This window comes from Kitasatospora sp. NPDC085464 (genome assembly GCF_044541955.1).
Lineage (GTDB): Bacteria > Actinomycetota > Actinomycetes > Streptomycetales > Streptomycetaceae > Kitasatospora.
Genome location: NZ_JBITTM010000008.1, coordinates 27,158 through 44,288, shown reverse-complemented (window position 1 = coordinate 44,288; position 17,131 = coordinate 27,158). Strand labels below are relative to the sequence as shown.

Annotated in this window: 18 protein-coding genes; 17 read left to right on the top strand and 1 reads right to left on the bottom strand. The window is 74.5% G+C overall.

Annotation, left to right across the window (positions count from 1 at the left end; all coding sequences use genetic code 11):
• Nucleotides 1–12: 12 nt before the first annotated feature.
• Nucleotides 13–957 (bottom strand): hypothetical protein, encoded by a 945-nt coding sequence (locus ACIGG8_RS08905; protein WP_396546532.1) that lies wholly within the window; start codon nt 955–957, stop codon nt 13–15.
• A 24-nt stretch (nt 958–981) separates the two neighbouring features.
• Between ACIGG8_RS08905 and ACIGG8_RS08900 the strand changes: the two genes are divergently transcribed.
• The 17 genes from ACIGG8_RS08900 to ACIGG8_RS08820 all read left to right on the top strand — a co-directional run bounded on the left by ACIGG8_RS08900 (nt 982) and on the right by ACIGG8_RS08820 (nt 17,078).
• Nucleotides 982–1,293 (top strand): hypothetical protein, encoded by a 312-nt coding sequence (locus tag ACIGG8_RS08900; protein WP_396546531.1) that lies wholly within the window; start codon nt 982–984, stop codon nt 1,291–1,293.
• Between the two features lie 41 nt (nt 1,294–1,334).
• Nucleotides 1,335–3,026: an enoyl-CoA hydratase-related protein gene (locus tag ACIGG8_RS08895; RefSeq protein ID WP_396546530.1), complete on the top strand. Its 1,692-nt coding sequence runs from the start codon at nt 1,335–1,337 to the stop codon at nt 3,024–3,026.
• Nucleotides 3,027–3,158: 132 nt separating this feature from the next.
• Nucleotides 3,159–4,205 carry a hydrogenase expression protein HypE gene (locus tag ACIGG8_RS08890; protein WP_350524685.1) on the top strand — a complete coding sequence of 349 codons (1,047 nt, stop codon included), beginning with the start codon at nt 3,159–3,161 and terminating at the stop codon, nt 4,203–4,205.
• A gap of 88 nt (nt 4,206–4,293) precedes the next feature.
• Complete coding sequence (locus ACIGG8_RS08885) at nt 4,294–6,078, top strand: nickel-dependent hydrogenase large subunit (RefSeq protein ID WP_350524684.1); 1,785 nt, start codon at nt 4,294–4,296, stop codon at nt 6,076–6,078.
• Nucleotides 6,075–6,542: a thioredoxin gene (locus tag ACIGG8_RS08880; RefSeq protein WP_396546529.1), complete on the top strand. Its 468-nt coding sequence runs from the start codon at nt 6,075–6,077 to the stop codon at nt 6,540–6,542. The genes ACIGG8_RS08885 and ACIGG8_RS08880 overlap by 4 nt, the downstream gene beginning before the upstream one ends.
• The gene (locus tag ACIGG8_RS08875) at nt 6,539–7,186 is read left to right on the top strand and encodes a DUF5947 family protein (protein ID WP_396546528.1); all 648 of its coding nucleotides are present in this window, start codon (nt 6,539–6,541) and stop codon (nt 7,184–7,186) included. The genes ACIGG8_RS08880 and ACIGG8_RS08875 overlap by 4 nt, the downstream gene beginning before the upstream one ends.
• Nucleotides 7,183–7,827 (top strand): DUF6084 family protein, encoded by a 645-nt coding sequence (locus tag ACIGG8_RS08870; RefSeq protein ID WP_396546527.1) that lies wholly within the window; start codon nt 7,183–7,185, stop codon nt 7,825–7,827. Before ACIGG8_RS08875 ends, ACIGG8_RS08870 begins: the two co-directional genes overlap by 4 nt.
• Nucleotides 7,824–9,212 (top strand): hypothetical protein, encoded by a 1,389-nt coding sequence (locus tag ACIGG8_RS08865; RefSeq protein WP_396546526.1) that lies wholly within the window; start codon nt 7,824–7,826, stop codon nt 9,210–9,212. Before ACIGG8_RS08870 ends, ACIGG8_RS08865 begins: the two co-directional genes overlap by 4 nt.
• Nucleotides 9,209–9,715 carry a hydrogenase maturation protease gene (locus tag ACIGG8_RS08860; RefSeq protein ID WP_396546525.1) on the top strand — a complete coding sequence of 169 codons (507 nt, stop codon included), beginning with the start codon at nt 9,209–9,211 and terminating at the stop codon, nt 9,713–9,715. The genes ACIGG8_RS08865 and ACIGG8_RS08860 overlap by 4 nt, the downstream gene beginning before the upstream one ends.
• Nucleotides 9,709–9,813 carry a DUF6893 family small protein gene (locus tag ACIGG8_RS08855; RefSeq protein WP_396546524.1) on the top strand — a complete coding sequence of 35 codons (105 nt, stop codon included), beginning with the start codon at nt 9,709–9,711 and terminating at the stop codon, nt 9,811–9,813. The genes ACIGG8_RS08860 and ACIGG8_RS08855 overlap by 7 nt, the downstream gene beginning before the upstream one ends.
• A 152-nt stretch (nt 9,814–9,965) precedes the next feature.
• Nucleotides 9,966–10,343: a hydrogenase maturation nickel metallochaperone HypA gene (gene hypA / locus ACIGG8_RS08850; RefSeq protein ID WP_396546523.1), complete on the top strand. Its 378-nt coding sequence runs from the start codon at nt 9,966–9,968 to the stop codon at nt 10,341–10,343.
• A gap of 5 nt (nt 10,344–10,348) precedes the next feature.
• Nucleotides 10,349–11,149, top strand: a complete 801-nt coding sequence (gene hypB, locus ACIGG8_RS08845; RefSeq protein WP_396546522.1) for a hydrogenase nickel incorporation protein HypB — start codon at nt 10,349–10,351, stop codon at nt 11,147–11,149.
• Complete coding sequence (hypF, locus tag ACIGG8_RS08840; protein ID WP_396546521.1) at nt 11,146–13,464, top strand: carbamoyltransferase HypF; 2,319 nt, start codon at nt 11,146–11,148, stop codon at nt 13,462–13,464. Before hypB ends, hypF begins: the two co-directional genes overlap by 4 nt.
• 6 nt (nt 13,465–13,470) lie before the next feature.
• A complete protein-coding gene (locus ACIGG8_RS08835) occupies nt 13,471–13,809 on the top strand; it encodes a HypC/HybG/HupF family hydrogenase formation chaperone (protein WP_350524675.1) in 339 nt (112 codons plus the stop codon).
• The gene (gene hypD / locus ACIGG8_RS08830) at nt 13,806–14,930 is read left to right on the top strand and encodes a hydrogenase formation protein HypD (protein WP_350524674.1); all 1,125 of its coding nucleotides are present in this window, start codon (nt 13,806–13,808) and stop codon (nt 14,928–14,930) included. Before ACIGG8_RS08835 ends, hypD begins: the two co-directional genes overlap by 4 nt.
• A gap of 100 nt (nt 14,931–15,030) precedes the next feature.
• Nucleotides 15,031–16,020: a hydrogenase expression/formation protein HypE gene (gene hypE / locus ACIGG8_RS08825; RefSeq protein WP_396546750.1), complete on the top strand. Its 990-nt coding sequence runs from the start codon at nt 15,031–15,033 to the stop codon at nt 16,018–16,020.
• A 329-nt stretch (nt 16,021–16,349) separates the two neighbouring features.
• Nucleotides 16,350–17,078 (top strand): hypothetical protein, encoded by a 729-nt coding sequence (locus tag ACIGG8_RS08820; protein ID WP_396546520.1) that lies wholly within the window; start codon nt 16,350–16,352, stop codon nt 17,076–17,078.
• The last annotated feature ends 53 nt before the right edge of the window (nt 17,079–17,131 follow it).

Here is a 17,131-nt window from a genome sequence, read left to right as displayed (position 1 = left end):
CCGCGCGGCTGCTCAACTCGCTTGCACCGCGCCGCCGTTGTCGCCCGCACCCTTGTCGAGCGACAACGGCGGATGCGCCGCCCCGGCCGCTGCCTGCACGGCCTCTGCCTGCACGGCCCCGGTCGGTGCGTCCCCGGCGGGTGCTGCCCCGGGGTCGCTCCGCTCGATGCGGTCCAGCAGTCGGGCGACGGAGTCGGTGCGCTCGCGCAGCACCGCGACCCGGGCGGCGTCGGTCGGCTCGGCGAGCTCGTCCACGGGCAGGACCGGGATGCCGCGCTTGCGGGCGGTGGCGATCAGGCTCTCGCCGGCCCGGTCGGCCAGGACGAGCGTCGCGGCGGCGAAAGCGCCCGCGTCCAGGGTGCGTCGGCGGCCGAGCAGCCCGCGGCAGACGATGCGGGCCGGGACGGTCAGCTCGTCCAGGCGCTGGTCGTCCGAGCCGCGTTCGAGGGCGGCGAGGACGACGGTGGCCAGCGCCTCGCCCGCCTTGGTGACGACCCACTTGCGGCCGGGAACCGGCGGCAGGAACTCCCGGATCCGGTCCACCTCCTGCTCCAGCGCGGTGGTGGTCAGCACCTCGAAGGCGTTGCGGGTTCGGATCTCGACGACCTTGTCCCACTCGACCTCCTCGCCGTCGAAGCCGACCTTCGACGGCCCCAGGTGAACGGCGCCGAGACCGTCGAGCAGCCCGAGCAGCTTGTGCACCACGGCCGGCGTCAGCGGGTGGCGGCCGATCAGGGTGCCCACCGACAGTTTCCACGGCTCGGTGGCCGGTACCTCCGGCGGCATGACGGAGGTCAGGGCCGTGTACGCCCACCGCCCGCCCGCCGCCGCGCCGCGTCCGCCCCGCCGTACGGCCTGCCGCCCGGCCTCGCCCAACCCGGCCGCGGCCCCCGCCGCCGCTCCCGCCGCCGCCCCGACCAGCCGTCCCAGTCCGCCCACCAGCTCGCCCCCGCGCACGTCCCGTTCCTCTCCTCACACCGCTTGTTCCGGAAGCCGCCATGCTACGGGCAGCCTCCGCCGGCCCGCCGCGGCCGTCCCCACCGTGCCGCCGTCCAACAGGCGGCCGAACTCCCGGACGCCGTCGGGCAGTACGAGCAGCGGACGCCCGACCACGGCTCCGCCGCCATCGCCGCCGCCGTCGCCGGGAGCCCGGAGCGCCTGCCGGCCGTCGCCCCCCGCACGCCGCCGCCGGCCGTCGTCCCCCGCGTACTGGCCCGCCCGTGGGCCCGCCACCCGGGTGAACAGGCGGCGCGGCACGCCGCACCGGCCGGGGCGCCGCCGGACCGGGGGTGATGATCGCCGGGTTCCCGGCCGCCCGCACCCCGGAGGCAGACATGCGGATCCTGCTCCTCGCCAGCGCCTTCAACAGCCTCAGCCAGCGCCTCCACGCCGAACTGCGGGACCGGCGGCACACCGTGGACGTCCGACTCGCCGGGGACGACGAGGAGCTGCGGGCGTCGGTCCGCCTGCTGTCGCCGGACCTCCTGCTGGCGCCCATGCTGCGCACCGCGATCCCCGCGGACGTCTGGTCGGCGCTCACCTGTCTGGTCGTCCACCCCGGCCCGCCCGGTGACCGGGGCCCCTCGTCCCTGGACCGGGCGGTCCAGGAGGGCGTCGCCGACTGGGGCGTGACGGTGCTCCAGGCCGAGGCGGAGATGGACGCCGGACCGGTCTGGGCCTGGGAGCCCTGCCGGCTGCCGGCGCTCGGGAAGAGCGACCTGTACCGCAACGAGGTCGCCGACGCCGCCGTCCTGGCCGCGCTGCGGGCCGTCGAGCGCTTCGCCTCCGGCTCGTACGCGCCGCAGCCGCAGCACGGCCCCTCCTGGCGGGAGCCGGTGCGCGTCCGCCCCTTCCTGCGCCAGGCGGAGCGCCGGATCGACTGGGCGGCCGACTCCACCGGGACGGTCCTGCGCAGGCTCCGGGCGGCCGACTCGCAGCCCGGGGTGCTCGACACGCTGGGGACCGACGAGTGGTACCTGCACGGCGGGCACCCGGAGCCGCAGCTGCGCGGGCGCCCGGGCGAGCTGATCGCCACCCGCGCCGGTGCGGTGTGCCGGGCCACCGTGGACGGCGCGGTGTGGATCCCCGAACTCCGGCGCCGGCGCGCACCCGGCGGGCCCGCGACCTTCAAGCTCCCGGCGGTGACGGCGCTCGGCGCCCTGCTGCCCCCGGTGCCGGAGGTCCCGGCGCCGCTGACGGCGGAACGGGACGGGGACCCCGCCTGGACGGATGTCGAGTACCGCGAGGAGGGCCCGGTCGGCCTCCTGCGCTTCTCCTTCCCCGGCGGCGCGATGTCCACCGACCACTGCCGCCGCCTGCTGGCGGCGTACCGCTTCGCACTCGGCCGGCCGACCTCGGTGCTGGTGCTCGGCGGGAGCCGGGACTTCTTCTCCAACGGCATCCACCTCAACGTCATCGAGGCCGCGCCGGACCCGGCCGCGGAGTCCTGGGCCAACATCACCGCGATGGACGACCTGGTCGCCGAGGTGCTGACCACCACCGACCGCCTGGTGGTCGCCGCGGTGGCCGGGAACGCGGCGGCCGGCGGGGTGATGCTGGCCCTGGCGGCGGACGAGGTGTGGTGCCGGCGGGGCTCCGTGCTCAACCCGCACTACCGGCTGATGGGGCTGTACGGCTCGGAGTACTGGACGTACACCCTGCCGCGCCGGGTGGGCCCGGCGCAGGCCGAGCGGCTGACCCGGCAGGCCGTGCCGGTGTCCGCCGCGTCGGCGGAGCGGATCGGCCTGGTCGACCGCGTCCTCGACTGCGGGCCGCAGGAGTTCGGGCCCGCCGCGGCCCACCTGGCCGGGCTGCTCGCCGCCTCGCCGCTCGCCCGGCGGCGGATCGCGGCGAAGAAGGCCGCGCGCGAGGCCGACGAGCAGGCCAAGCCGCTCGCCGCCTACCGGGAGGAGGAGCTGGCGGTGATGCACCGGCAGTTCTTCACCCCCGAATCGCCGTACCACGCGCTGCGGTCCGCGTTCGTCCGCAAGCGCCCCGTGCCCGCCGGGCTCCTCCCCGGGACGTGACCCGAACGGCCCCGCCGGCTTGCGCCCCCCGCGCCGCTCCGACGCCCGCCCCGACCGGCGTCGGAACCGGACTGTTGCTATGACTGTGTTTGAGCCATTACGTCCGGCTCCCATCCCCGAGGAGGCATCCTCATGGGTGCTGCAACAACCGACACCGACGTGGTGCACATTCTCTGGATCAACGCCGGCCTCAGCTGTGACGGCGACTCCGTCTCGCTGACCGCCGCGATGCAGCCCAGCATCGAGGAGATCGTCACCGGCGCACTGCCAGGCCTGCCCAAGGTCGCCGTGCACTGGCCGCTGATCGACTTCGAGTGCGGCCCGGTCCAGGGCGCGGACAACTTCGTCGAGTGGTTCTTCAAGGCCGACCGCGGCGAGATCGAACCGTTCGTCCTGGTCGTCGAGGGGTCCATCCCCAACGAGAAGATCAAGAAGGAGGGCTACTGGTGCGGCTTCGGCGACGACCCGGCCACCGGCCAGCCCATCACCACCAGTGAGTGGCTGGACCGGCTCGCCCCCAAGGCGACCGCCGTGGTCGCGATCGGCACCTGCGCCACGTACGGCGGCATCCACGCGATGGCCGGCAACCCGACCGGTGCGATGGGCGTGCCGGACTACCTGGGCTGGGACTGGAAGTCCAAGGCCGGGCTGCCGATCGTCTGCGTGCCGGGCTGTCCGATCCAGCCCGACAACTTCGCCGAGACGCTCACCTACCTGCTGTACCAGCTGGCCGGCTCCGCGCCGATGATCCCGCTGGACGACAAGCTGCGGCCGGCCTGGCTGTTCGGCGCCACCGTCCACGAGGGCTGCGACCGCGGCGGCTACTACGAGCAGGGCCAGTTCGCCACCGACTACGGCACCCCCGAGTGCCTGGTGCGGCTCGGCTGCTGGGGACCGGTCGTCAAGTGCAACGTCGCCAAGCGCGGCTGGACCAACGGCATCGGCGGCTGCCCGAACGTGGGCGGCATCTGCATCGCCTGCACCATGCCGGGCTTCCCGGACAAGTTCATGCCCTTCATGGACCCGCCGCCCGGCTCCCGCGTCTCCACCGGCGCCAGCAACGCCTACGGCTCGCTGATCCGCCGGCTGCGCGCGATCACGCTGGCGACCGTCGACAAGGAACCGAAGTGGCGCCACACCGGCCGCCACCTGACCACGGGTTACCGCCCGCCCTGGTGACGCCGGAGGGCCGCACGCCCCCGCGGCGTGCGGCCCCTCGCCGCCGCCCCGCCCCCTGCCCCCGTTCAGAGAAGGACACGACAACACGATGGCGACACCGACGACGAGGGCGGCCGGCGACGGCAGCGGCCTGACCGAGATGTCCTGGGACCCGATCACCCGGATCGTGGGAAGCCTCGGCATCCACACGAAGATCGACTTCAAGCAGAAGCGCGTCGCGGAGTGCTACAGCACCTCCTCGGTCTTCCGCGGCTACAGCGTCTTCATGCGCGGCAAGGACCCGCGCGACGCACACTTCATCACCAGCCGGATCTGCGGGATCTGCGGCGACAACCACGCCACCTGTTCGGTCTACACCCAGAACATGGCGTACGGGGTGAAGCCCCCGCACCTCGGCGAGTGGATCATCAACCTCGGCGAGGCGGCCGAGTACATGTTCGACCACAACATCTTCCAGGAGAACCTGGTCGGGGTCGACTACTGCGAGAAGATGGTCCGCGAGACCAACCCGGGCGTCCTGGAGCAGGCCGAGCGCACCGAGGCGCCGCACGCCGCCGACCACGGGTACAAGACCATCGCGGACATCATGCGCTCGCTCAACCCGATCGAGGGCGAGTTCTACCGCGAGGCGCTGCAGGTCAGCCGGTACACCCGGGAGATGTTCTGCCTGATGGAGGGCCGCCACGTGCACCCCTCCACCCTCTACCCGGGCGGCGTCGGCACCGTCGCCACGGTGCAGCTGTTCACCGACTACCTGACCCGGCTGATGCGCTACGTCGAGTTCATGAAGAAGGTCGTGCCGCTGCACGACGACCTCTTCGACTTCTTCTACCAGGCCCTGCCCGGCTACGAGGAGGTCGGCCGGCGGCGGGTCCTGCTCGGCTGCTGGGGCAGCCTCAACGACCCGGACCACTGCGACTTCACGTACCGCAACATGACGGACTGGGGCCGGCGGATGTTCGTCACCCCCGGCGTCGTCGTGGACGGCAAGCTCGTCACCAACGACCTCACCGAGATCAACCTGGGCATCCGGATCCTGCTCGGCAGCTCCTACTACGAGGACTGGCAGGGCAAGGAGCTGTTCGTCACCCACGACCCGCTGGGCAACCCCGTCGACCCCCGGCACCCGTGGAACCAGCACACCATCCCGCAGCCGCAGAAGCGCAACTTCGACGACAAGTACAGCTGGGTGATGTCCCCGCGCTGGTTCGACGGCAAGGAGCACCTCGCCCTGGACACCGGCGGCGGCCCGATCGCCCGGCTGTGGTCCACCGCGCTGTCCGGGCTGGTCGACATCGGCTACATCAAGGCCACCGGGCACAGCGTGCAGATCAACCTGCCCCGCTCGATGACCAAGCCCGAGGTCACCTTCGAGTGGAAGATCCCGCAGTGGAGCAACGCCCTCGAACGCAACCGCGCCCGCACCTACTTCCAGGCGTACGCGGCCGCCGCCGCCCTGCACTTCGCCGAGAAGGCGCTCGACGAGGTCCGGGCCGGGCGCAGCCAGACCTGGGAGCGCTTCGAGGTGCCGGACGAGTCGATCGGCTGCGGCTTCACCGAAGCCGTGCGCGGCGTGCTCTCGCACCACATGGTGATCCGCGACGGCAAGATCGCCAACTACCACCCGTACCCGCCCACCCCGTGGAACGCCAGCGTGCGCGACAGCTACGGCACGCCCGGCCCGTACGAGGACGCGGTGCAGAACACCCCGATCTTCGAGGAGAACTCCCCGGAGAACTTCAAGGGCATCGACATCATGCGCGCGGTGCGCAGCTTCGACCCCTGCCTGCCGTGCGGCGTGCACATGTACGTCGGCGGGCGCACCGTCCAGACCATGCACGTGCCCACCGGCCTCAGCGGGCTCACCGCATGACGGCCGAGCAGACCGGGCTGCGCGTCCAGGAGGCCCTGGACGCCCTGGCCGGCAGCGGCGCCGAGAGCGCGGGCGAGCAACTGGTCCGCGACCTGATGGAGTTCTACGGCGAGGGGCTGGCCAGGATCGTCCCGGCGCTGCCCCCGCCCGCCCTGGAACGGATGCTGGACGACCCGGCGGTGGCCGGGCTGCTGCTGCTGCACGACCTGCACCCGGAGGACGTCACCGCCCGGATCGACCGGGCGCTCGCGGCCCTGCCCGAACGGGTCGAGCCGATCGGCTTCGAGCCTGGAACCGGCGTCCTGCGGCTGCGCCGGACCGCCTCCGGCTGCGGCTGCGCGGAAGGGGACATCGAGGCCGTCCTCGCCTGCCACGCGCCCGAGGTGACGGCCGTGGAGCTGGAGCGCGCCCCGAAGCTGCTGCAGATCGGCACCCGCCCGCCGCAGGCCGCGGAGGTGCGATGAACACCCGCCGGATCTCCCGCGACGGGACCGCCCTGCTGCACCGGCTGCGCGAGCCGGCGCCCCCGAGGCCCGAGCAGTGCGGCTTCTGCGGCCGGGACCTCCCGCCCGGCCACCGCCACCTGGTGGACGTCGAGGAACGGGCGCTGGCCTGCACCTGCACCGCCTGCGGCCTGCTGTTCCAGCAGCCGGGCGCGGCCGGCGGCCGCTTCCGCACCGTGCCGGACCGCTACCTCGCCGACCCGGACGGCGGGTTGGACGAGCGGGCCTGGTCGGTGCTGGGCATCCCGGTCGGCACCGCGTTCCTGTTCCGCAACGCCCTGCTGGACCGGCTGCTCGCCTTCTATCCCGGCCCGGCCGGCGCCACCGAGAGCGAGGTGGACGAGGAGGCCTGGGAGCGCGCCCTCGGCGGCAGCCGGCTGGCCGCCGCCCTGGAGCCCGACGTGGAGGCCCTGCTGCTGCGCCGCCACGACCACCGCGTCGAGTGCTTCCTGGTGCCGATCGACGTCTGCTACGAGCTGGTCGGCCGGCTGCGGCGGTGCTGGCACGGCTTCGACGGCGGCGCCGAGGCGCGGGCCGAACTCGACGCGTTCTTCGAGCGGTTGACCGCCCGCGCCCGCCCGCTGCCCACGGCGGTGACGGCGTGACGGCGCTCGCCTTCGCCTGCACAGGCGTGCGGTCCGACCCGTACGCGGCCGTGCCGACCCTGGTCTTCCGGCTGCGGATCACCGGGCCGGCCGACACCCGGGTGCACGCCCTGGCGCTCCGCTGCCAGCTGCGGATCGAACCGGGCCGGCGGTCGTACGCCGAGCCGGAGGGCGAGCGGCTGGCCGACCTCTTCGGCGAACGGGAGCGCTGGGCGAACACGCTCAACCCGATCCAGTTCGCCACCGTGCCGCTGCTGGTGCCCGGCTTCACCGGCGAGACCGAGACCGACCTCGTGGTGCCGTGCAGCTACGACCTGGAGGTGGCCTCCGCCCGCTACTTCCGGGCGCTCGACGGCGGCGAGGTGCCGCTGCTACTGCTCTTCTCCGGCACCGCCTTCGCCGGCCCCGGCGGCTTCCAGGTCGCCCCGGTGCCCTGGGACAAGGAGGCCGCGGTGCGGATGCCGGTGCGGGTCTGGCGCGAGGCCATCGACCAGCACTTCCCCGGCTGCGGCTGGCTGCGCCTGCCGGACGACCTGATGGACCGGTTGCTGGCCTACCGCTCCCGGCGGGCCCTGCCCTCCTGGGAGGCGACGGTGCGAGAACTGCTCGCGGCGGCCGAGATCGAGGAGGTGGCCCGGTGAGCGCCTTCCCGCCCGGGATCGAGCGCGGCTTCGCGGCCGCCCGGCAGATCGCCGACGCGGTGCTGCTGGAGGGCTACGTGCTCTACCCGTACCGCGCCTCGGCGGCCAAGAACCGGCTGCGCTGGCAGTTCGGGGTCCTGGTGCCGCCCGAGTACACCGCGCAGGGCGGCGAGCACTCGCACCAGCGCACCGAGTGCGTCATGGAGGCCCGTGCCGGGGACCGGCTGGCGGTCGAGCTGCGCTTCCTGCGGGTGCAGCGGCGGACCGTCGAACAGGCGACCGCCGCCGGCGGGTTCGAGCCGGTGGAGCGGCTGGAGCTGGCCGACCGGGTGTTCACGGAGTGGGACGAGGGCGTCGAGGAAAACATCGAACTCCTCTTCCCGGTCGAGGAGTTGACCGGAGCCGGGGTGGAGCGGGCGTTCCGGTTGCCGGGCGTCGGCGAGACCGAGCTGCTGCGCGCGCACGGCACCGCCGCCGGACGGCTGGTGCGCCGCCGCGAACAGGTCGACGGCCTGGTGCGGGTGACCGTCGAGGAACTGCCCGGCCGGTACCGGGCCCAGCGGCTGACGGTGGTGGTCGAGAACGTCTCCGCCTGGATGCCGCCCCGACGGGCGAGCCGCGAGGAGGCGCTGCCGCGCTCGCTGGTCTCCGCCCACCTGCTGCTGGGGCTGGAGCAGGGCCGCTTCGTGTCGGCCACCGACCCGCCCGAGTGGGCCCGCGCCGAGGTCGAACGGTGCCGCAGCCGGCACACCTGGCCGGTACTGGCCGGGCCGCCGGGCGAGCGCGGGGTGGTGCTGTCCTCGCCGATCATCCTGGAGGACCACCCCAAGGTCGCACCGGAGAGCCTCGGCACCCTGTACGACGCCACCGAGATCGACGAGATCCTGGCGCTGCGGACGGCCGCCCTGACCGAGGAGGAGAAGCGGGAGGCCCGGGGCACCGACGAGCGGGCCGCGGCCGTGATCGACCTCGCGGAGTCCATGCCGCCCGAGGTGCTGGAGCGGCTGCACGGCGCCATCCGCGGGCTGCGCGACCTCACCGGCGGCGCCGCCGACGGGGAACAGCCCTGGTGGGACCCGGGCGACGACCCGGCGGTCGACCCCGAGCGGGACCGGGTGCAGGTCGGCGGCCACGCCGTCGGCGCCGGCAGCCGGGTCCTACTGCGGCCCGGACGACGGCGCACCGACGCCCAGGACCTCTTCCTGGACGGGCGCACCGCCGTGGTGGAGGCGGTGCTGCACGACGTCGACGGCTCGGTGCACCTGGCCGTGACGGTGGAGGACGACCCGGGCGCCGACCTGTGGCGGGCCCAGGGGCGGTTCCGCTACTTCCAGCCCGACGAGGTCACCCCGCTGGACGGCGACGACGTGCCGGAGGGGTCGTGAACAGCCGTCAGGTGCTGGTCGCCGGGGTGGGGAACATCTTCCTCGGCGACGACGGGTTCGGCGTGGAGACCGTCCGGCGGCTCGCCGGGCACCCGCTGCCGGACGGCGTCGAGGCGGTCGACGTGGGCGTGCGCGGCGTCGACCTGGCGTACCGGCTGCTCGACGGCTACCGCACCGCCGTCCTGGTGGACGCCACCTGCCGCGGCGGGGCACCCGGCACGGTCTACCTCATCGAGGCGGCCGACGAGCCGCTGGAGGCGCCGCTGCTGGACGGGCACCGGATGGGGCCGGACGCCGTGCTCGCCCTGCTGGGCACGCTCGCGGCCGGGACCGGCGGCGAGCCGCCCGGGCGGGTGCTGGTGGTCGGCTGCGAGCCGGCGTCGTTGGAGGAGGGCATCGGGCTGAGCGCGCCCGTCGCCGCCGCCGTCGAGGAGGCGGTCCGAGTGGTCCTGCGGGTCGTGGACGAGGCCACGCAGCCGGAGAGGGAGACAACACCATGCTGAGGAAACTGTTCTGCCTGGCCCTGCTGGCCGGGATCGGCGCACTGGTCTGGCAGAGCCTGCCGGACCTCAAGCGGTACCTGCAGATCTCGCGGATGTGACCCGCGCATTGCTGCGAACGGTGCAGCCCCGGGAGCGGTGGCGGCGCGGCTTCGAGCCGTCGCCGCCACCGCGCCTTGTAATGGGGCGCGCCTCGGCATCGGGGCCCGCCCGGTCGTCGGGCCCGATGCCGCCCGCCGAGGGAAAGGGACCCATGCACGAGATGTCGATCGCCGCCGCCGTGGTCGAGCAGGTCGACGCGGCCGCGCGCGACCACGGGGCCGCCGGGGTGGCGCGGGTACGGCTGCGGGTGGGCGAGCTGGCCGGCGTCGTCGCGCAGGCCCTCGACTTCTGCTTCGAACTGGCCTGCGCCGGAACGCTGGTGGAAGGCGCGGTGCTGCACACCGAGCCGGTCACGGCGCGGGCCCGGTGCCGGCCCTGCGAGACCGAGTGGGCCGTCGGCATGCCGCCGGACCTCTGCTGCCCGAGCTGCTCCGGCGGCGGCGTCGAGCTGCTGTCCGGGCGCGAGCTCCAGATCCTCGACGTCGAGTGGGCCGAGCGCCCGGACGTCCCGGCCGAACAGAAAGGCTGATGCCGATGTGCCGCACGGTCGACCTCCGTCAGGCGGTCCTCGCCCGCAACGACGACAGCGCCCGCGAGCTGCGGGCGGCACTGGCCGCCCGGGGCACGGTCGCGGTGAACCTGCTGTCCAGCCCCGGCAGCGGCAAGACCGCCCTGCTGGAGGCCGAGCTGGGGCTGGCCCGGCGGCGCGGGGTGCCGGTCGCCGCCCTGACCGCCGACCTCGCCACCGAGAACGACGCGCGGCGGCTGGCCCGTTCGGGCGCGCCGGTCAAGCAGGTGCTCACCGACGGGCTCTGCCACCTGGAGGCGCGGATGCTCGCCGGGCACCTGGACGGCTGGCTGCCGCAGGAGTGCCGGCTGCTCTTCGTGGAGAACGTCGGCAACCTGGTGTGTCCGGCCTCCTACGACCTAGGCGAGTCGCTGCGGGTGGTGCTGGCCTCGGTGACCGAGGGCGAGGACAAGCCGCTCAAGTACCCGACCGCCTTCGGGCTGGCCAACCTCGTCCTGGTGACGAAGGCCGACCTGGCCGCGGCGGCCGAGTTCGACGAGGCCGCGTTCACGGCGAACGTCCGACGGGTCAATCCCGGGGTGGAGGTGGTGCACACCTCGGCGCGCACCGGGGACGGCGTCGGGGCGCTGCTGGAGCGCGCGCTGGCGGTGCTGGACGGGGCCGAGCCGCACCGGCCGGTGATGTCGGCCGCGCCGCACGGGCACGGGCACGACGACGGGCACGAGCACGGGCACGACCACGAGCACGGGGACGGACACCGGCACGAACACGGACACGGGCCCGCGGTGGTCGGGGAGACCCCGTGACGGCCGGTCACCCGGAACTCGACCGCGAGCGACGCCGGGTCGCCGTCCGCGGCCTCGTCCAAGGGGTCGGCTTCCGGCCCTTCGTCTTCACCCTGGCCGGGGAACTCGGCCTGGCCGGCAGCGTCACCAACACCGGCGAGGGCGTGCTCGCCGAGGTCGAGGGCAACCGCGCTGCGGTCGAGGCGTTCTGCCGACGGGTGGCCGGCGACGCGCCGCCGCTCGCGCACGTGGCCTCCGTCGAGCACACCCCGCTGGCCGTCACCGGCGCGACGGGCTTCGCCATCACCCCGTCCCGCACCGATGGGCCCCGGGCCACGCTGATCCCGCCCGACGTCGCCGTCTGCGCCGACTGCCTCGCCGAACTCGCCGACCCGGCCGACCGCCGCCACCGGCACCCGTTCATCAGCTGCACCAACTGCGGCCCCCGGCACACCATCGTCACCGGCCTGCCGTACGACCGCGCCAACACCACCATGGCCGGCTTCCCGATGTGCGCGGACTGCGCCCGGGAGTACGCCGACCCGGCCGACCGCCGCTTCCACGCCCAGCCGGTCGCCTGCCACGCCTGTGGGCCGAGACTTGCGCTGACCGTGACCGGCCACGCCGACCTCGCCGACGAGGACGCCCTCACCGAGGCCCGCCGGCTGCTCGCCGCCGGGGCGGTCCTCGCCGTCAAGGGCATCGGCGGCTACCACCTGGCCTGCGACGCGCGCGACCCCGCGGCCGTCGCCCTGCTGCGGCGGCGCAAGCGGCGCGGCGACAAGCCCTTCGCGCTGATGGCCCGTGACCTCGCCACCGTCGAGGGCCTGCTGCCGCTCGGGGCCGTCGAGCGGGAACTGCTCACCGGGGCGGTCCGGCCGATCGTCCTGCTGCGCCGAACCGGCGCGGCGACACCAGGGTTCGAGGCGGTGGCCCCGCGCACCCCCGACCTCGGGGTGATGCTCCCGTACACGCCGCTGCACCACCTGCTGCTCGCCGCGCCCGGCCCGGACCTGCTGGTCATGACCAGCGCCAACCTCTCCGGCGAGCCGATCGTCACCGACGACCGGGAGGCGCTGGAGAAGCTCGCCCCGCTCGTCGACGGCTGGCTCACCCACGACCGGCCGATCCACGTGCCCTGCGAGGACTCGGTGGTGCGGGTGGTGGACGGCGAGCAGCTGCCGCTGCGCCGCTCGCGCGGGTACGCCCCGCTGCCGCTGCCCCTGCCGGTGCCCGTCCGCCCGGTGCTGGCGGTCGGCGGCGACCTGAAGAACACCTTCGCACTGGCCCGGGACGGCTACGCCTGGCTGTCCGGCCACATCGGGGACATGGACGACCTGGCCACGCTGCGCGCCTTCGACAACGCCGTCGAGCAGCTCGGCACGGTCAGCGGAGTGCGGCCCGAACTGCTGGTCGCCGACCGGCACCCCGGCTACCGTTCGGTCCGGCACGCCGAGCGGACCGCCGCCGGACGGCCGGTGCACCGGGTGCAGCACCACCACGCGCACATCGCCGCCGTGATGGCCGAGCACGGGCTGGACGGCAGCCGGCCGGTGCTCGGCCTGGCCTTCGACGGCACCGGCTACGGCGAGGACGGCGCGGTCTGGGGCAGCGAGGTACTGCTGGCCGACTACGACGGCTTCCGCCGGCTCGCCCACCTCGCCTACGTGCCGCTGCCCGGCGGGGACGCGGCGGTCGAGCGCCCGTACCGGACGGCGCTGGCGCACCTGCGGGCCGCCGGGCTGCCCTGGACCGCCGGACTGCCGCCGGTCCTGGCCTGCCTGTCGGAGGAACTCCGACTGCTGGAACGGCAGTTGGAACGCGGGCTGAACACCGCGCCGAGCTCCGGCATGGGCCGGCTCTTCGACGCGGTCTCCTCGCTCGCCGGGATCTGCCAGCGGGCCGGGTACGAGGCCCAGGCGGCGATCGAACTGGAGGCCGCGGCCGCGGAGTTCGGACCGGCTCCGGGCTACCGGTTCGGGCTGCTCGCCGGGGCGGACGGCTGGACCGCCGACCCCGGGCCGGTGCTGGCCGCGGTGGTGGCGGACGTGGTCGCGGGCCGGCCCGCCGGACTGGTCGCCGCGCGCTTCCACACCGCGGTGGCCGAGCTGTGCCGGCGGATCTGCGCGGCAGCCCGGGAGCGGTACGGCACGACCACGGTGGCGCTCAGCGGCGGCGTCTTCGCCAACGCCGTGCTCTCCTCGGCCTGCGCGCGCGGCCTCGGCGAGGACGGCTTCACCGTACTGCGGCACCGCCGGGTGCCGCCCAACGACGGAGGACTGGCGCTCGGCCAGCTGATGGTGGCCGCCCGCGCGGCGGCCGCCCGGGAGGAGTGAGAGCGGATGTGCCTGGCAGTGCCCGGCAGGGTGACGGAGATCGGCGAACGCGACGGGACCCGGATGGCGGTCATGGACTTCGGCGGGGTGGTCAAGGACGTGTGCCTGGAGTACCTGCCCGACCTGGCGGTGGGCGACTACGCGATCGTCCACGTGGGCTTCGCGCTGCAGCGGCTGGACGAGGAGTCCGCCCGGCGCACCCTCGCGCTGTTCGAGGAACTCGGGCTGCTGCAGGAGGAGTTCGGCGACCCGTGGGAGGCGGCGGGACAGTGGCAGGCGCCCGGGGAACGGCCGGCGGCGGGCGGGCCCGACGCGGCACGAGCGGCTGAGGAGGCCGGACGGTGAAGTACCTGGAGGAGTTCCGGAACCCGGAGCTGGCCGAGGGCCTGCTCGCGGACATCAGGGCCACGGTCACCCGGCCGTGGGCGCTGATGGAGGTGTGCGGCGGCCAGACGCACAGCATCATCCGGCATGCCATCGACCAACTCCTCCCCGAAGAGGTGGAGTTGATCCACGGGCCGGGGTGCCCGGTGTGCGTCACCCCGTTGGAGGTGATCGACCGCGCACTGGCGATCGCCGCCCGGCCCGAGGTCGTCTTCTGCTCCTTCGGGGACATGCTGCGGGTGCCCGGCACCGACCGCGACCTGTTCCGGGTCCGCGGCGAGGGCGGCGACGTCCGGGTGGTGTACTCGCCGCTGGACGCACTGCGGATCGCGAGGGAGAACCCGGACCGGGAGGTCGTCTTCTTCGGCATCGGCTTCGAGACCACCGCGCCGCCGAACGCCATGGCCGTCCACCTCGCCCGCAAGCAGGGCCTGCGGAACTTCAGCATGCTGGTCTCGCACGTCCGGGTGCCCCCGGCGATCGACGCCATCATGGAATCGCCGGACTGCCGGGTCCAGGGCTTCCTCGCCGCCGGGCACGTGTGCAGCGTCATGGGCACCGACGAGTACCCGGCGCTCGCCGAACGGCACCGGGTGCCGATCGTGGTCACCGGCTTCGAACCGCTGGACATCCTGGAGGGGATCCGGCGCACCGTACGGCAGTTGGAGCGCGGCGAGCACAGCGTCGACAACGCCTACCAGCGGGCCGTCCGGCCGGAGGGCAACCCGGCGGCGCGCGCCATGCTGGAGGACGTCTTCGAGGTGACCGACCGCGCCTGGCGGGGCATCGGCGTGATCCCGCTCAGCGGCTGGCGGCTCTCGCCGCGCTACCGCGACCACGACGCCGAACACCGCTTCGACGTCGCGGGGATCAGCACCCGCGAACCCGCCGCGTGCCGCAGCGGCGAGGTGCTGCAGGGCCTGCTGAAGCCGCACCAGTGCGAGGCCTTCGGCACGCTGTGCACCCCGCGCACCCCGCTCGGCGCCACCATGGTCTCGAGTGAAGGGGCCTGCGCGGCGTACTACCTCTACCGGCGGCTGAGCACGCCGGTCGCCGCGGAGGCGGTGAGCACCGTTGGCTGACACCGAGAGCCTCACCGGCGCGGCCCCCGAGGCCCCGTCCGCGCCCGACTTCTCCGGCTGGAGCTGCCCGCTGCCGCTGCGCGACCACCCCCGGGTGGTGATGGGGCACGGCGGCGGCGGGGCGATGTCCGCCGAACTGGTGGAGCACCTCTTCGCCCCGGCCTTCGGCGGGCCGGCCCTCGCCGGGCTCGGCGACTCCGCCGTCCTGGAACTCGGCGGCGCCCGGCTAGCCTTCTCCACCGACTCCTACGTCGTGCGGCCGCTGTTCTTCCCGGGCGGCAGCATCGGCGACCTCGCCGTCAACGGGACGGTCAACGACCTGGCGATGAGCGGCGCCCGGCCGGCCTACCTCTCCTGCGGGTTCATCCTGGAGGAGGGCGTGGAGATGCCCGTGGTCGACCGGGTGGCCCGGGCGCTCGGCGCCGCGGCCCGGACGGCCGGGGTCGAGGTGGTCACCGGGGACACCAAGGTGGTCGAGGCCGGGCGCGGCGACGGCGTCTACCTGAACACCGCCGGGATCGGCCTGGTGCCCGCCGGGGTCGACATCCGGCCGCAGCGGGCCGTCCCCGGTGACGTGGTGATCGTCAGCGGGCCGATCGGACTGCACGGCGTCGCGATCATGAGCGTCCGCGAGGGCCTGGAATTCGGCGTCGAGGTGCGCAGCGACTGCGCCGCGCTCGGCGGCCTGGTCGAGGCGATGCTCGCCGTCACCCCCGACCTGCACGTGCTGCGCGACCCCACCCGGGGTGGGTTGGCCGCGGCGCTCAACGAGATCGCGGCCGCCGCCGGGGTGGGGGTGACGCTCAGCGAGCGGGCCGTCCCCGTCCCGGAAGCGGTGGCCAACGCCTGCGCCCTGCTCGGCCTGGACCCGATGTACGTCGCCAACGAGGGCAAGCTCGTCGCCTTCGTGCCGCGCCGGGAGGCGGACGCCGTCCTCGCCGCGATGCGGGCCCACCCGCTCGGCGCAGAGGCGGTGGTGATCGGCGAGTGCGTCGAGGACCACCCCGGCATGGTCGTCGCCCGGACGGGCTTCGGCGGCACCCGGGTGGTGGACCTGCCGATGGGCGAACAGCTGCCGCGGATCTGCTGACGGCGCGTGCGCACCGCCGCCCCGGGGGACCGCCTCCGGGGCGGCGGTCGTGCGGGGCGGCGGTCGCGCGGAGGGCTCGCCCGGCTCCGTCCGCCGAACCCGGATACGCTGAGCACGGAGGCCCCTCGCCCCCGGTGAGGGGCGGCTCGCCCTGGTGCGGGCGGGCGGCTCGCCCGGTGAGGGCGGGCGGCACGGAGCGGTTCGGCCTGGTGCGGAGGTGCGTGGTGCCGGAGGACAGCAGACCGCGGCGGTGCGGGGGCCGATGGTCCGGAACCCACTCCCGGCCCGGTGCGCCGCCCGCGCACGGCGCCTGACGGGACACCACGACCGTGCGCACCGCGGACCCCGAGGTCGAGGTGGTCATCACCGTGCCCAACCACGGCATCGGCCTGTGGATGGTCGGCGCGTTCGTCGTCACCTTCGTGGGCACCCGCGTGATCACCCGGCTGATCCGGGCGGGCCGCGGCCCCTTCCGCAACGTCGAGGTCGGCGGCACCCACGTGCACCACCAGGTGTACGGGATCATCGCGATGCTGGTGGCCGGCGCGATGGAGTTCGCCTACCGCCCGGACACCCCCGGGGCGCAGATCCTGGCCGTGCTGTTCGGTGCCGGCGCCGCACTCACCCTCGACGAGTACGCCCTGTGGCTGCACCTGGAGGACGTCTACTGGAGCCGCGAGGGCCGCAAGTCCGTCGACGCGGCCTTCCTCGCGGTGGCGGTCGGACTGCTGCTGGTGGCCGGGTTCAACCCGTTCTCCGACACCGGCCGGGGCACCGCCGCCAACGTGGCCTTCGCCGTGCTGCTGCTGGTCGACCTGATGTTCTCCGTCGGGGCGATCCTCAAGGGCAAGACGGCCACCGGGGTGATCGGGCTGCTGGTGCCCCTGGTGTCGCTGGTCGCCTGCCTGCGCCTGGCCAAACCCGAGTCGCCGTGGGCCCGCTGGCGCTACCGGCCGGGCTCGCGCCGGGCCGAGCGCGCGCTGCGCCGCTACCCGCCCGGCCGGCGGACCCGGATGGACGCGCTGAAGGACTTCGTCGGGGGCGTCCCCAAGCAGTGAGGCCCGAGCAGTGGGGCCCGAGCAGTGGGGCCCGGGCAGTGGGGCCCGAGGAG